The organism is Gordonibacter sp. RACS_AR68 (assembly GCF_030418485.1).
In the GTDB taxonomy this organism is placed as follows: Bacteria; Actinomycetota; Coriobacteriia; order Coriobacteriales; family Eggerthellaceae; genus Gordonibacter; species Gordonibacter urolithinfaciens.
Genome location: NZ_JAIPUP010000005.1, coordinates 32,016 through 46,541 on the forward strand (window position 1 = coordinate 32,016; position 14,526 = coordinate 46,541).

The 14,526-nt window shown below is 68.7% G+C and carries 15 protein-coding genes and 1 pseudogene; 13 read left to right on the top strand and 3 right to left on the bottom strand.

What is annotated here, in order from left to right; all coding sequences use genetic code 11:
* Positions 1-213: 213 nt before the first annotated feature.
* Positions 214-1,038: a metallophosphoesterase family protein gene (locus K9U15_RS11115; protein WP_154270958.1), complete on the bottom strand. Its 825-nt coding sequence runs from the start codon at positions 1,036-1,038 to the stop codon at positions 214-216.
* Between the two features lie 113 nt (positions 1,039-1,151).
* On the opposite strand from K9U15_RS11115, the gene nth reads away from it, so the two are divergent.
* From nth to K9U15_RS11135, 4 genes are all read left to right on the top strand, one after another.
* Positions 1,152-1,814, top strand: a complete 663-nt coding sequence (nth, locus tag K9U15_RS11120; RefSeq protein ID WP_154270959.1) for an endonuclease III — start codon at positions 1,152-1,154, stop codon at positions 1,812-1,814.
* 37 nt (positions 1,815-1,851) lie between these two features.
* The gene (locus K9U15_RS11125) at positions 1,852-4,344 is read left to right on the top strand and encodes a hypothetical protein (protein ID WP_301156120.1); all 2,493 of its coding nucleotides are present in this window, start codon (positions 1,852-1,854) and stop codon (positions 4,342-4,344) included.
* 63 nt (positions 4,345-4,407) lie between these two features.
* Positions 4,408-4,824, top strand: a complete 417-nt coding sequence (locus K9U15_RS11130) for a cupin domain-containing protein (protein ID WP_154270785.1) — start codon at positions 4,408-4,410, stop codon at positions 4,822-4,824.
* An 88-nt stretch (positions 4,825-4,912) separates the two neighbouring features.
* Positions 4,913-5,485 carry a TetR/AcrR family transcriptional regulator gene (locus K9U15_RS11135; RefSeq protein WP_173011824.1) on the top strand — a complete coding sequence of 191 codons (573 nt, stop codon included), beginning with the start codon at positions 4,913-4,915 and terminating at the stop codon, positions 5,483-5,485.
* Here K9U15_RS11135 and K9U15_RS11140 read toward each other — a convergent pair.
* Positions 5,482-6,405, bottom strand: coding sequence for an AEC family transporter (locus K9U15_RS11140; RefSeq protein WP_173011823.1), 924 nt, complete (start codon positions 6,403-6,405; stop codon positions 5,482-5,484). The two genes, K9U15_RS11135 and K9U15_RS11140, sit on opposite strands and share 4 nt — an antisense overlap.
* Positions 6,406-6,665: 260 nt before the next feature.
* Between K9U15_RS11140 and K9U15_RS11145 the strand changes: the two genes are divergently transcribed.
* Positions 6,666-7,808 (top strand): aldo/keto reductase, encoded by a 1,143-nt coding sequence (locus K9U15_RS11145; RefSeq protein ID WP_301156121.1) that lies wholly within the window; start codon positions 6,666-6,668, stop codon positions 7,806-7,808.
* An 88-nt stretch (positions 7,809-7,896) separates the two neighbouring features.
* Here the strand turns inward: K9U15_RS11145 and K9U15_RS11150 are convergent, their stop codons facing one another.
* On the bottom strand, positions 7,897-8,697 hold the full coding sequence (locus tag K9U15_RS11150; RefSeq protein ID WP_154270781.1) for a carboxymuconolactone decarboxylase family protein: 801 nt from the start codon (positions 8,695-8,697) through the stop codon (positions 7,897-7,899).
* Between the two features lie 278 nt (positions 8,698-8,975).
* Here K9U15_RS11150 and K9U15_RS11155 point away from each other — a divergent pair, with 278 nt between their 5' ends.
* The 8 genes and pseudogenes from K9U15_RS11155 to K9U15_RS11190 all read left to right on the top strand — a co-directional run.
* Positions 8,976-9,419: a MarR family winged helix-turn-helix transcriptional regulator gene (locus K9U15_RS11155; protein WP_301155087.1), complete on the top strand. Its 444-nt coding sequence runs from the start codon at positions 8,976-8,978 to the stop codon at positions 9,417-9,419.
* Positions 9,416-10,294, top strand: coding sequence for a transporter substrate-binding domain-containing protein (locus K9U15_RS11160; RefSeq protein WP_301156122.1), 879 nt, complete (start codon positions 9,416-9,418; stop codon positions 10,292-10,294). The genes K9U15_RS11155 and K9U15_RS11160 overlap by 4 nt, the downstream gene beginning before the upstream one ends.
* Positions 10,295-10,328: 34 nt before the next feature.
* Positions 10,329-11,126 (top strand): amino acid ABC transporter permease, encoded by a 798-nt coding sequence (locus K9U15_RS11165; RefSeq protein ID WP_197702191.1) that lies wholly within the window; start codon positions 10,329-10,331, stop codon positions 11,124-11,126.
* A complete protein-coding gene (locus K9U15_RS11170; protein ID WP_096228323.1) occupies positions 11,116-11,853 on the top strand; it encodes an amino acid ABC transporter ATP-binding protein in 738 nt (245 codons plus the stop codon). Before K9U15_RS11165 ends, K9U15_RS11170 begins: the two co-directional genes overlap by 11 nt.
* Positions 11,838-12,710 (top strand): RimK family alpha-L-glutamate ligase, encoded by an 873-nt coding sequence (locus K9U15_RS11175; protein ID WP_096228322.1) that lies wholly within the window; start codon positions 11,838-11,840, stop codon positions 12,708-12,710. Before K9U15_RS11170 ends, K9U15_RS11175 begins: the two co-directional genes overlap by 16 nt.
* 22 nt (positions 12,711-12,732) lie before the next feature.
* Positions 12,733-13,407: a 4Fe-4S dicluster domain-containing protein gene (locus K9U15_RS11180; RefSeq protein WP_096228321.1), complete on the top strand. Its 675-nt coding sequence runs from the start codon at positions 12,733-12,735 to the stop codon at positions 13,405-13,407.
* 175 nt (positions 13,408-13,582) lie between these two features.
* Positions 13,583-14,122 (top strand): CarD family transcriptional regulator, encoded by a 540-nt coding sequence (locus K9U15_RS11185; protein ID WP_096228320.1) that lies wholly within the window; start codon positions 13,583-13,585, stop codon positions 14,120-14,122.
* Positions 14,123-14,341: 219 nt separating this feature from the next.
* A pseudogene (locus tag K9U15_RS11190) lies at positions 14,342-14,482 on the top strand (helix-turn-helix transcriptional regulator); the annotation flags it as partial.
* Between the last annotated feature and the right edge of the window lie 44 nt (positions 14,483-14,526).

A 14,526-nucleotide genomic window follows, 5' to 3' on the forward strand; every position in this document is an offset into this window, starting at 1 on the left:
AGAAGAAGCTCGGCGCGGTTAGCGACCTGCGCAAACGCGCAGAGGACAACAGATCCGCCGTCGAAATGGGGCTCCGAGCGCGCGAAAAGGCTTCACAGCGGTCGAAACGGTGACTTTCGGGACGCTTTTTGGCGTTGCATCGAGACGATGGAGGGTTCGACGCCTCGGGCCCCGTGCCACCGTGCTGCGCCCAGGACGACACAGGCCCCACCGCTACCGCACGCCGGCCGCCGCCACGACCTCGTCCCACGGCTGGAAGTCCGGATTGCCCCCGCCGGCCACGGCCTCCGCGCGGCCGTCCTCCACAAGCAGCATGCCGCCGTCGCCGATGGAGCGCATGCGGCTCGTGAGCGAGAACGTGTCGCACAGCCACAGCTCCTCGCCGCCGTCGGCGCGCGCCCAGCGAGACGCTGGCGGCATCCGCTCGCAGGCGGCGACCGGCGTGTGGCCCACGATCTGGCTGATGCCCGGATAGACATCCTCCCACAGCTCCGAGCGGTCGGCCCACAGGGGCCCCGGCTCGTCCCAGCCGCCCCGACCCGTGCCGCATGACGAGAGGGCGCGCAGGTCGCTCCATGTGCCGCGCGCGAACAGGCTGTTCAACTGCGCCTTCGCCTCCTCCGCGTCCGCGGGCGCCTCCAGATGCAGTCGCGCCCAGCCCGCCGTGAGGCCCGCGTGCGTGAGCAGGAAGCCGTCCACCGTCTCGGCCATCGTCGCGCCGAGGGTCCCGAGGAGTTCCGCGACGTCGTCCATGAGCAGGACGTGGGTGCCGGGCCCCTCCTCGCCCATCAGGTACTGGAAATCGTGGTTGCCCAGCAGCAGGTCGACCCGAACACCCGCCGCGTGCGTGTCCTCCACCCAGCCGGCGAACAGCTCGAGCGCCGCGAGCAGCTGCCGGCCCGTCGATCCCCACTCGTCGCAGTAGTCGCCCAGGAACACGACGCGGTCGGCGTCGCAACGCTCGATCGCCGCGTCGACCCACGGCAGGATCAGCTCGTGCTTCAAATGCGTGTCGCCCACCACCAACGTCGCGCCCATGGACCTGCCTTTCCTCGCGACAACGTGCCGTCGCCTCCCAGTATAGCGGCAACGAGTCCGCGAAGTTCGCTATACTGGCCAGTGCCACCACCGCAACGACCGAAGGAGATCCTATGCCGCGTGAGACCATGGCCGCCAAGCGGGAGCGCGCGCTCGAGGTGGCGCGCCGAATGAACGAGCACTATCCGGCCGCCGAGTGCGCGCTCGTGTACGGCGGAGACCCGTTCCGCCTGACCATCGCCGTGCTGCTGTCCGCGCAGACCACCGACAAGGGCGTGAACAAGGTCACTCCCAGGCTCTGGGAGCGCTACCCCGCGCCGGCCGACCTCGCCTCCGCCGACGTGCGCGACGTGGAGGACATCATCCGCACCATAGGGTTCTACCACACGAAGGCCGCGAACGTCATCAAGGCCGCCCGCATGGTGGTGGCCGACTACGGCGGCGAGATCCCGCGCGACATCGACGAGCTGCAGAAGCTGCCGGGCGTGGGCCGCAAGACGGCGAACGTCGTGCTCAACGAGGCGTTCGGCATCGTGGAGGGCATCGCGGTTGACACGCACGTGTTCCGCATCGCGCACCGGCTGAAGTTCGCCGGGCCCTCCGCCGACACGCCGGCCAAGACCGAGACGGCGCTGCTCAAGCTCTACCCGCGCGCGTGGTGGGGGCCCATCAACCACCAGTGGGTGCTGTTCGGCCGCCAGACGTGCATCGCGCGCAACCCGAAGTGCGGCGAGTGCTTCCTTTGCGACCTGTGCCCCAGCTGCGGCAAGGCGTAGGGCTCCCCCGATTCCCCCTCGGCGAAAGGTTCCCCTTGTGAGCACCCTCACCATCGTCGGCGCGCGCGAGGGCAACCTGCGCGACGTCACGCTCGCCATCCCCAAGAACAAGATCACCGTGTTCGCGGGCGTGTCGGGGTCGGGCAAGTCCACCCTGCTCGTGGACGTGCTGGCAACCGAGTGCCAGCGCCTGCACCTGGAGGCCCTCTCGATGCAGGGCATCCCCAAGCCCGCGGTGGAGCGCGTGCGGGGCGCCTCCCCCGCCATCGCCATCCTGCAGGACGGCGCGAACCGCAACCCGCGCTCCACCGTGGGCACGGCGACCGACGTGTACACGGCGCTGCGCATGGTGTTCGAGAAGCTGGGGGAGTACCCCTGCCCGCACTGCGGCGAGATGCTCTGCGCGGCCGACTGCGTGGAGGAGACGGAGCGCGTGGGCGACGACTTCCGCGTGTACCAGTTCTGCCCCGCGTGCGGCGAGCGCATGGACAAGGTCACGCGCACGGAGTTCTCGTTCAACACGCGCGAGGGCGCCTGCCCCGCGTGCGAGGGCATGGGCGAGGCGCTCTCCGTCGACCGCGCGGCCGCCGTGGACGAGTCCCTCTCGCTGGAGGACGGGGCCGTGGCCTTCTGGCAGGCGAAGTACCGCGAGTACCAGATAGGCGTGTTCCGCGCGGCAAGCCGCCACTTCGGCCTGCCCGACCCCGCCCGCGTGCCCGTGGGGGCGTTCGATGCGCTGCAGAAGGCGCTCTTGTACGAGGGTGCCGAGGCGCCCGCGCTCAAGGAGGCGCTGCCGCACGTCGCGCCGCCCCGTAAGGTGGCCGACGGGCGCTTCGAGGGCGTGGTGCCGCTGCTCATGCGCCGCTTGGGCGAGCGGGGGCCGGACGCAAAGGGCGTGCGCCCTTACCTCGTGCGTGCCGCCTGCCCCGTTTGCGGCGGAGAGCGCCTGGGTCCACGGGGCCGCGGGGCTACCGTGGCGGGCACCCAGCTGCCCCAGCTGGCGAACCAGTCGCTGCGCGAGCTCGCGGCGTGGGTGCGCCGGGTGAGCACAGAGCTGGGCGGGCCGCGTCGCGCGATGGTGAAAGACTACCTGCTGGACATGGAGACGAAGCTCGCGCGCATCGGCGCCGTGGGCTTGGACTACCTGACGCTCGACCGCGCTACCGTCACGCTCTCGGGCGGCGAGCTGCAGCGGCTGCGCCTGTCCGCCGTCTTGGACTCGGAGCTCTCCGGCGTCGTCTACATCCTGGACGAGCCCACCGCCGGCCTGCATCCCCGCGACACGGAGGGCCTCGTGGACATCCTGCGGAACCTGCGCGACCTGGGCAACACCGTGCTGGTCATCGAGCACGACCTCGACGTCATGCGCGCGGCCGACCACCTGGTGGACCTGGGCCCCGGCGCGGGCGCCTGCGGAGGCCGCGTGGTGGCCGAGGGGTCGCTCGCCGACCTCGCCGCCGCGCCCGACTCCGCCACCGGGCGCTTCCTCGCACGCCCGCTCGCGCCCAAGGCGGCGCCGCGCACGCCCCGGTGCGCCCCGATCGAGATACGCAACGCCACCCGGTTCAACCTCGACCATCTGGACGCGGACATCCCCGCCGGGTGCCTCGTGACGGTGACGGGGCCGTCCGGCTCGGGCAAGTCCACCCTCGTGTTCGACGTCCTGGCGCAAGGCGACGCGGCCGGCCCCGAGAACGCCGTGTCCGGCTGCGGGCACCTCGACCGCATCGTCGCCGTGGAGCAAACGCCCATCGCGCGCATGAAACGCTCGAACGTGGCCACGTACGCGGACGTGTGGGCTCCCATCCGCGCGGCCTTCGCCGCCGCCCCGGAGGCGCGCTCGCGAGGACTCTCGGCGAAGGCGTTCTCCTTCAACACCCCTGGCGGCCGCTGCGAGACGTGCGAGGGCATGGGCACCGTCACAAGCAACCTGCTCTTCTTCAAGGACGTGCAGGCCCCCTGCCCAACCTGCCGCGGCCGCCGCTTCCACGACGAGGTGCTGGAGGCGACGCTCGACGGACGCTCCATAGCCGACGTGCTGGGCGTTGTCGGTGGACGAGGCGCGGGACGCCTTCGCCTCCCACCCCAAGATCGCCCGCACGCTCGGCCTGCTGGTCGACGTGGGACTCGGCTACCTGGAACTGGGGCAACCGCTCACCACGCTCTCGGGCGGCGAGGGCCAGCGCCTGAAGCTGGCACGCGAGCTCCTCGGGGGCGGCCGGGAGCGCACGCTCTACCTGCTGGACGAGCCCACGCGCGGCCTGCACCCGCAGGACGTGGAGCATTTCCTCGCGCTGCTGGACCGCCTGGTGGACGCCGGCAACACGGTCGTGGCGGTGGAGCACGACCACCGGGTGCTGTGCGCGAGCGACTGGGTGATCGACCTCGGCCCCGGGGGAGGCGATGCCGGCGGGCGCCTCGTGTTCGAGGGAACCCCCGCCGCCCTTGCCGCGCACGGCACCGGCGCCACGGCCGCCTGCCTGCGCCGGACGCTCGGGAGGTAGGCGCGCATGGCGCGGAAAGCCCTTGACTTCGAGCGGGCTCCAAGAGGTATCGTGGACGGGACAACCCATCGCGAACCTAGGAGGCACCCATGAGCGACACCCCGACGACCCCCGAGAAAGAGATATTCCCGCGCGGGGCGGAGAACCCCTTCGGCCGGTACTTCACCGGTCGGAGCTACCTGCACATGCTCTCCACCGAGCAGGTGACCATCGGCAACGTCACGTTCGAGCCGGGCTGCCGCAACCACTGGCACGTCCACCGCGCCGAGTCGGGCGGCGGACAGATCCTGCTGGTCACGGGCGGGCGCGGCTGGTACCAGGAAGAGGGACGTCCAGCCCGTGCGCTCAAGGCAGGCGACGTGGTGAACATCCCCGCCAACGTGAAGCACTGGCACGGCGCCGCCGCCGACAGCTGGTTCGCGCACCTGGCTGTGGAGGTGCCCGCCGTGAACGGCTCGAACGAATGGTACGAACCGGTGGGCGCCGAGGAGTACGCGGCGCTCTAGGCACGGCGCCGCAGGACATGCTATGCTTTCCCCGCCCGCTCGGCGAAGCATGCCGCCGTATGGGCGACCCGAAGGGGAGGGGGCGCGCATGTCCCGCGCAGACAAAAGGTCTTTCGCCACCGAGCAGGCACTCAAGGACGCATTGCTCGAAGTCATGGCACGCAAGCGGTTCCACGATGCCACCGTGGCCGAGGTCTGCCGCACCGCTGGCACGAGCCGCAGCACGTTCTACCTGCATTACCGCAACCTCTCAGACACCCTCGATGCCATCTTGGAAGACTGCTTCGAGAACCCGCATGACATGGTGGGGGTGCGCCGCGGGGACACCGAAGCATCCTGCGGCGACTGTCCGCTGTGCGAGCGTGTGCGCAACGCCGGCAAGTACGCACCCATATTCGACGACGACCTTCTGGTCACGCGAGTGGTCGACAAGATCATCGAACGCTACCAACATACGTTCGTCGGACGAGAGACCGCGCGCGGCCGCCTAACGCCCGAACAGGCAACTGCTATCCTCGTGTTCCAGATCAGCGGTTGCTACGCGGTCGCCCGCGCATCGCGCCGCGCGCCCGGCGCCTGGGACGCCACGCGAGAAACGCTTGACGCGTTCATCGTCGCCGGTCTCGAGGCACCTGCAAACCGCCGCATGCCGCCCGCCTAGCCCGTCGCCAAGAGAACCACGAACGGCAAGGTGACGATGCAGGACGCGAGCGTGACCACGGTCACTCCCGCTGCGTACTCGCCCTCGTTCCCGTGCGCAGCCGCCACCATGGGCACTACCGTCATGGTGGGCAGCGCCATGATCACGATCATCGACACCACCATGTCCTCCGGCAGTCCCGTCAGGAACAGCAGCCTGCCGAGCACCACGGGGAGCAGCACCATTTTCACCGCGATGCCTGCATACACCTCGCGCGCCTTGAGCGCCACACCCCAGTTCGAATAGTAGAACAGGCATCCCAAATACACCATGCAGAGAGCCGTCGTCGCGCCCGACACGGTATCCAGCACGTCCATCACGAGGCCCGGCAGCTGCACGCCAGCGAGCACGAAAACCAACGCCAGCACTATGGCCACGATGTTGGGGCTCGCCAGCTGCCGAAGCCCGAAGCGCGCCCGCCGGTCTGAGGCCGTGGCCAGATACACGCCATATGTCCAGAACAGCAACTGGTCCACGATGGAAAACAGCGCCATATACAAAAGACCGCTTTCCGGATACAGCGCCGCGAGCAACGGTATGCCCACGAATCCCGTGTTGCCGAAGATGAAGGCGAACCTAAATACCTTCTGCCGGTCGCCCTTCGGCTTCAAGAGCAGGGCGAGCGCCTTCATGATCGCGCTCACCACTACGTAGAACCCTGCCGCAAGCGCGATCATAGGCACGTTGTCGAGCACCTGCTGGCGCGTCGTACCGTGGTAGGTCATGTAGAAGATGAGCGCCGGGAGGAACACCTTCGACACGAGCGACGCAAGTTCCTTCAGATAATCGCGCTTCACCACGCCGAGCCGCGACGCCGCCATTCCCACGATCACGATGAGGAAGAACACCCCCATCTGGTGCAGAACCACCGAGAAAACCATGTTGAACCTCCTTGCGAGAAACTCCCCCGAGGGCATGGTACGACCCCGTCTCGCATTCGTCGAGAGACAAAGGGCCTGATGGAAGCGTTTCTGAACACTTTCGGGGAAAGCGTTCAGAAACGCACGAGAAGAAAAGGCGGCGACCCTCCTTGACTTGGAGCGCGATCCAGGGTGTTAAATGACATCACGCTAAACGCGTTCGCATGCAAGCGCGTTCGACGGTATTATTAACGCATAGACACAACGAACGAGGGGGAACCATGCGCTATCGGGAACTGGGCCGCACCGGCCTCGAGGTAAGCGAAATAGGCTTCGGCGCCGAATGGATGGAGAAGAAGTCGGCCGCCGAGGTGAAGGCGGTCGCAGACGCGTGTGCCGCGTCCGGCATCAACATACTCGACTGCTGGATGGCTGAACCCGAGGTCCGCAGCAACCTGGGAGCCGCCATCGCGGGCAACCGCGACCGTTGGATCATCCAGGGCCACATCGGATCCACCTGGCAGAACGGCCAGTACACGCGCACACGCGACCTGACCTTCGTGCGTCCCGCGTTCGAGGACCTGCTCGCGCGCCTGGGCACCGACCACGTGGAGCTGGGCATGATCCACTACGTGGACGACGTGGACAAGTACGAGGCCATCATGGCAGGTGAGTTCATCGGCTACGTGCGCGCGCTCAAGGAGGCCGGCACGATCGGCCATATCGGCCTGTCCACCCACGCGCCCGAGGTGGCGCGCCGCGCGGCGCTCTCCGGTGAGATCGAGGTGGTCATGTTCAGCGTGAACCCCGCCTTCGACCTACTGCCCGCGCACGCGAGCCTCGACGACGCCTTCACGTTCGACTACGCCGACGAGCTGGGCGGCATGGACCCGGCACGCGCCGAGCTCTACGCGCTCTGCGAGCGCGAGGGCGTGGGCCTCACCGTCATGAAGGGCTATGCCGGCGGCCGGCTGTTCAGCGCCGAGGCGTCGCCGTTCGGCGTGGCGATGACGCCCACGCAGTGCGTTCACTACGCGCTCACGCGTCCCGCCGTGGCCAGCATCCTGGCTGGCTTCGCAACGCCGTCGCACGTGGCCGACGCCTGCGCCTACGAGCAGGCTACCAACGAGGAGCGCGATTATGCGAGCGTGCTCGCCGGCGCTCCCAAACACGCCTACTTCGGCCAGTGCACGTACTGCGGCCACTGCACGCCCTGTCCCTCGGGCATCGACATCGCCCTGGTGAACAAGTTCTACGACCTGGCCACGATGCAAGACGAGGTCCCCGCCAGCGTGCGCGCCCACTACGAGGCCCTCGACGCAGCGGGCGCCGACTGCATCGCCTGCCAGTCGTGCGAGCCCCGCTGCCCCTTCGGCGTGCCTATCGCCGAGCGCATGGAGAAGGCCGCTGCGCTGTTCGCGTAGTGGCCCCTGCCCGGCAGCCCGTCCCCGGGTGGAACCGCCCGCCCGGGGACGGGCTTCCACACGCTGCGACAGCCCGCGCAAGCAAGTTCTACGCTCCCGCCTCCCCCTCGGCCGCGAGGCGCTCGGCGGCCTCGTCGATGCAGGCGAGCGCGTTCAGGGCGCGCGGGTAGCCCACGTAGGGGATGCACTGCGACACGGCGCCCACCAAAAGCTCCTTGTCGTTGCCCAGCCTCAGGTTGCCCAGGGCGTGGCCCGTCAGCTGCGGCTCGCAGCCGCCCTGCGCGGCCAGCAGGCACAGCGTGACCAGCTCGCGCTCGGCCAGGGTCAGGCCGCCGCGCGTGTACCAGTCGCCGAAGCAGTTCGCGGCCAGCCATTCGCTCACATGGCGCCGGTCCTCGGGGCCGCGCGTCCACGACTCCCGCATGCCCTCGCCGAAGATCTCCACCTGCGCGCGGTTGCCGGCCTCGCGCCGGTCCTCGCGCGTCGTCGTGCCCTGGGGCTCGAGCGGCAGACACTCGCCGCGCTCGCCCAGCACCTCGTTCGCCGCCAGCAAGAACGGCAGCATGCGGCCGAAGCCCACGTAGGCCATCGATTGGTACACCAGCTCCTTCAGCGCCACGGGCTCCAAGCCCACCGCAAGCGCGGCGGGCGCGAGTGCCTTGAACGCCTCGACGCCCTGGCTGCCCACGAGCGCGGACAGTATGGCCAAAAAGCGCGTGCGGTCATCAAGGTTGCCGCCGCCGGCGCCCTCGGCGTTCACCACCTCGTCGAACGCGAAGTTGGCGAACAGCTCCACGAACTCGGGATCGGTCTCGTACAGGGTGGCCGCGCTTCCGGGATACAGCTTCTCGCGGTACGCCCGTGCGGCCTCGGTGATTCGGGGGGTCATGCCATGCTCCTTTTCCGCGGCGGTCCCAGCCCCGCAGGCAGCCTCGGCCGCAAGCGGGCGGCTGGACGCACCGCCGCCATCTCCTGTTACGACAGCAGCATATACCCCGGAGCCCGCTCCAAGTCAACCGCCACGGGAAAATCCACCGCACACCATAATTGCTACAAATTTACTAGGATTTTAGCCGAGAGCCGCCGCCTGACGGAAGAGTTTTTTTGACATTACTTTGACATCAAAGTATAATCTCGGAGCATCCGACGCATCGAAAGGAGGCCGGCTTGCGCGGAACCGTCAACCAGCTGGCCCGGACGCTCGCCCTGGCGAACCGCTTCATCACCGAGGAGCTCGAGCAGCACGGCCTTGCGGGCATCGCGCCCTCGCACGGCGACATCTTCGTGCAGCTGTTCGCACACGGCGAGCTGCCCATGTGCGAGCTTGCGCAGCGCATCGGCCGCGACCCGTCCACCGTCACCGCGCTGGTGAAGAAGCTGGCGGGATGCGGCTACGTGTCCACGGCGAAGCTGCCCGAGGACAAACGCGTGACGCTCGTGGCGCTCACCGAGCGCGGGCGGCAGCTGCAGCCCGTCTTCGAGTCCATCTCGAACGCGCTCGCCGACGTGCAGTGCCGCGGCCTGGGCGACGGCGAGCTTGAGGCGCTCGACCGCACGCTCCGCACGATGCAGGAGAACTTCGAAACCGCTCTGGAGGGAGAACACGCATGAACACCACCGCCCCCACCCGCCCGCGCCGCCTGCGCGCGGCCCTCGCCGCCCTCGCGCTCGCCGCGGCGGCGCTCCTCGCCCTGACCGCCTGCTCGTCGAACGGCGGCACCGAAGGCTCGAACGACGCCGCGCCCGCAGGCGACGGCGCCGACAAGACGCTGACCGTGGCCATGGAGCTGGCCTATCCCCCGTTCGAGACGAAGGACGACGCCGGCAACCCCAGCGGCGTGTCCGTGGACTTCATGAAGGACTTCGGCGCGGCGTACGGCTACGACGTGGTCATCGAGAACACCGCGTTCGACGGCCTCATCCCCATGGTGCAGACCGGCAAGGCCGACTGCCTCATGTCGTCCATCACCATCACGGACGCCCGCAAGGAGTCGGTGGACTTCTCCGACCCCTACGCCATGGCGCAGCTGGCCATCCTGGCCAACGCCCAGTCGGGCATCGGCAGCATCGACGACTTGAACCAGGCCGGCAGGAAGGTGGCCGTGAAGACCGGCTCCACCGGCGACGTGTTCGCCACGAAGAACCTTACCGAAGCCGAGGTCGTGCGCCTGGCCGACGAGAGCGCCTGCGTGACCGAGGTCGTGCAGGGCAAGGCCGACGGCTTCCTGTACGACCAGCTGACCATCCACCGCAACAACCAGAAGAACCCCGACACCACCGAGGCCGTGTTCATCCCGTTCCAGGACCCCGAGTCGTGGGGCATCGCCGTGGCCAAGGGCAACGACGAGCTGCTGGGCCAGCTGAACGAGTTCATCGCCCAGTCGAAGGCCTCGGGCGAGTTCGACCGCCTGACCGAGAAGTACCTGGCCAGCGAGAAGGCCGCCTTCGACGAGCTGGGCTTCAAGTGGTTCTTCGACTTCGAGTAGCCGCGCCGTCCGACCGCCGCGAGAAAGGCGCCCGTTGAAAGCACCCTCACCGCTCGCCCGCCCGTTCACGGCGGCGCCCCGCCAGGAAACGCCGCCGCTCAAGGCCGCGGCGAACTACCTTTTGGTCTGCGTCGCCGTGATTGCCGTATTCTGGGTCTCGCTCGGCATGACCGGCATCACGCTGAACTTCGACTTCGTGGGGCAGTACCGCGACCGCATCGGCAGCGGCTTCCTGCTCACGGTGGAGCTCTCGGCGGCCAGCCTCGTGGCCAGCATGGCCATCGGGGTGCCCGTGGCCCTGGGTCAGAGCGCGCGCGTGCTACCCGTGCGCTACCTGTGCGACCTGTACGTGAAGCTCGTGCGCGGCACGCCGCTGCTCGTGCAGATCTACCTGTTCTACTACATCATCGGCACGGCGTGGGGCATCGACAACAAGGTGGTGGCGGGCGTCGTCATCCTGTCCGTGTTCGCCGGCGCCTACATCGCCGAGATCGTGCGCGGCAGCCTGCTGTCCATCGACGAGAGCCAGCTGGAGGCCGCCCGCGCCGTGGGCTTCACGCGCGCGCAGACCGTGCGCCACGTGGTGCTGCCTCAGCTGGTGGCGCGCACGCTGCCGGCGCTCACCGGGCAGTTCGCCACCATCGTGAAGGACTCGTCGCTCCTGTCGGTCATCGCGGTCATCGAGCTCACGCAGACCATCCGCGAGATCACGGCCACCAACTACAACTTCTTCGGCGGCTTCCTGCTGCTGGGCGGGCTGTACCTGTGCCTCACGCTGCCCATCATGTTCGTGAGCAAGCGCTTCGAGAAGAGGTTCGGCTATGCGCATTAGGCTGGAGCACCTGGAGAAGGGGTTCGACGGCGTGCCCGTGCTGCGCGGCATCGACTTCGATGACGACGTGACCACGCTCGCCGTCATCGGGCCGTCGGGCGGCGGGAAGTCCACGCTGCTGCGCATCGTGGGCGGGCTCATCGCGCCCACGGACGGCACAGTGGAGGTGGACGGCGAACGCGTGGACTACGACGAGCGCGCGCTTCCGTCCTACCGCTCCCAGCTAGGCTTCGTGTTCCAGGCGAGCGGGCTGTTCCACCACTTGAGCGCTCTGGAGAACGTGGCGCTGCCGCTTTCCGTGGTTCATGGCGTGCCCGAGGACCAGGCCCGTGAGCGCGCCGCCGACCTGCTCGCGCGCTTCGGGCTGGCGGCCGAGGAGGCCAAGCGCCCCGCCCAGCTCTCGGGCGGCCAGCAGCAGCGCGTTGCCATCGCGCGCGCCGTGGCGGCGTCTCCCAAGATGCTGCTGCTCGACGAGCCAACGAGCGCGCTCGACCCCGAGTACACCAACGACGTGCTCGACCTCATCCGCGACCTCAAGGAGACCGGCACCCGTTTCATCGTGGTCACGCACGAGATGGGCTTCGCCCGCCGCGCCTGCGACAAGGTGGCGTTCCTGCACGGCGGGCGCCTGCTGGAATACGGCGAGAGCGCCCGCCTGTTCGACCATCCGGCCACGCCGGAGCTGCAGCGGTTCTTGGGCAAGCTGTTGGAATGGAGCATCCGATGATAGGCGTGCTGTACGAGTCGGACGAGTGGTCCGACCATAAGCTGGCGGCCGAGCTGGAGGCGTGCGGGGCGCCCGCGCTTCTGCTGGACATGGAGGACGCGGCGAGCATGCAGGCGGCGCTCGCCTGTGAGATGCTGGTCAGCCGCGTGTTCGCGAGCGCCCGGTTCCGCGGGCACACGGCCTCGCTTAAGCGCATGGCGCTCCTCGCGCGCACGGCCGAGGAGCGCGGCATCCCGCTGGTGAACCCGGCGCGCGCCCACTTCTTCGAGGTCGACAAGCGCCTTGCGACCGAGACGCTGGCCGCGGCCGGCCTCGTCACGCCCGCCGTCTACGCCTGCGCGATTCCAAAGGACGTCGACCCCGCATCACTCTCCTACCCCTGCGTGCTCAAGCCGAACTGCGGCGGCCGCACCACCTGCACCGCCATCGCGCGCAGCGCCGACGAGGCCCGGTCGTTCTTGGCCGGGGCCCCCGCCATCGCGTTCATCGCCGAGGAGTACGTGGAGCCGGCGCGCGGCTTCCTCACGCGCATCGAGGTGGTGGACGGCGCGTGCGCGCTCGTGGTGAAGCGCTCCGTGGCGGACAACGGCCTGTCGGCCTACCGCTTCGGCTCCACCTACGCCGCCTACCCCGACGTTCCCCGCGAAATCACCGACGCCGCGGAGCGGGCCGCCGCCGTGCTGTCCATCGAGCTGGGCAGCTTCGACGTCATCGAGTGCGGCCGCGGCCCCTGCATCATCGACGCGAACTCCGTGTCGAACGTCTCCGAGGACTGCACCGAGCTTTTGGGGATGGACCTCATGCGCGCCCACGCCGAGGCCATCGCCCGCCGCTGGCGCGCCCTGCCCACGAACTGACCTGCGAGAAAGGACCCGGCCCATGCTCACCATGAAGGAAGTTTTCGACCGTTTCGACGAGATCGGCTGCTGCAGCTTCGCCACGCCCGACGGGCACGGCGGCGTGGAGGCGCGCATCGCCCACTTCTTCGCCTACGACGACGAGGGGCTCTACCTGCGCACCATGGACGTGAAGCCGTTCTACCGCCAGCTTAAACAGAGCGGGCGGCTGGCCGTGAACGGAGAGCGCACGGAGGCCAAGGTCGTGTTCGACGAGAACAACCTGCCCCTGTTCAAGCCCGGCTACCAGATGCGCGTGGCCGGCGAGGTGCGCGAACTATCGATGGCCGAAGTCGAGGCCAAAGCCCCGCACGACCGCAACTTCAACGTGGCCGTGTACGACATCGCCAAGTACCCCGAGACGCGCGTGTTCGTGCTGCACCGCTTCCACGGCGAGCTGTACGACTACGACTACGCCATGGTCAACCGCGACCATAAGCTCCACCGCGAGCGCTTCGCGTTCGGCGGCGACGCGTACGAGGAGCCGGGCCTGCGGATCACGGACGACTGCATCGCCTGCGGCACCTGCCTCGCGGGCTGCTCGTTCAAGGCCATCGTGCCCGGCGAGCCCTATGCCATCCTGGGCGAGCGCTGCGACGAGTGCGGCAACTGCTACCACGCCTGCCCCGCCGGCGCGGTGGAGGGCAAGGGGGAGTAGGGCCCTTCTCCGCGCGCCTGGCAGGAAAACTCTTCGTCGCCGCGACCGTTCGCCGATCGCACGCGGGCGCCATCGGCGCCAAAATTGGTACAATAGCCATGCTGATCTGCGCCGTCCTTCTGACGCGATGGAATCGCGCAACCGTTTCCCCACCCAATCAGACCAGGAGGTCGCCATGGTTTCCCCCGGAGACATCGTCGTCTACCGCCATCACGTCTGCAAGGTGGCCGCCGTGCGCGAGGCGTACTTCGAGAGCCGGGACTACTTCGAGCTGCACGCGCTGTTCGAGAACTCCCTCAAGCTCTTCGTAGCCGTCCCCGAGGCCGAGCCGCCCGCGCTGCGCCCCGCCATGTCGCGCAAGGAGGCGCTCGCGCTCATCGATTCCATCGCCGACGCGCAGACCATCGACGAGGACGTCCTGAAGCCGGGTGCGAACACGCCCACGCTGCTGGAGCGGCGCCTGAAGGAGGAGTACGACAAGCGCCTCAAGACGTTCTCGCCGCAGGACCTCGTGCCCATCATGAAGTCCGTGCACGAGCGCACCGTGCGCCGTTCCGGCGCCGGCCGCCAGATCACCGCCACGGACAAGAAGTACTTCGACCTGGCCGAGAACCTGCTGTGCGACGAGCTGTCCGTGTCGCTGGGCATCGAGCGCGACGGCGTGCGCGACTTCCTCGTCGATCGCGTGAAGAAGGCCGAGGCGCGCCGCCGCTGACGCATCTCCGGGAACGGGGCCTGCCATACTCGCGGCTCCTTTGCGCGGGGCCGTGAGCCTGCGCAAAGGAGCCGCACCGTCGAGCTGCCCGAGGCCCTCGTTCTAGCCCGGCAGACGGACCACGCCTTCGCCGACCGCACTCTACGGAGCGTTCATTGCGCGCGCCGCCGCGCACGGGTATCGTGGGACGGCACGCGAAACCGAACCAGGAGGAGAACCATGGACATCAGACGCACCGGCGAGCTCATCCGCAGCCTGCGGGAGGAGCGCGGGCTCACGCAGCTCCAGCTGACGCAGCTCGTGGGCGTGGGCGACAAGGCCGTGTCGAAGTGGGAGCGCGGGGGCGGCTGCCCCGACGTGTCGCTTTTGCCCGCGCTCGCCGAAGAGCTGGGCGCCACCGTCGA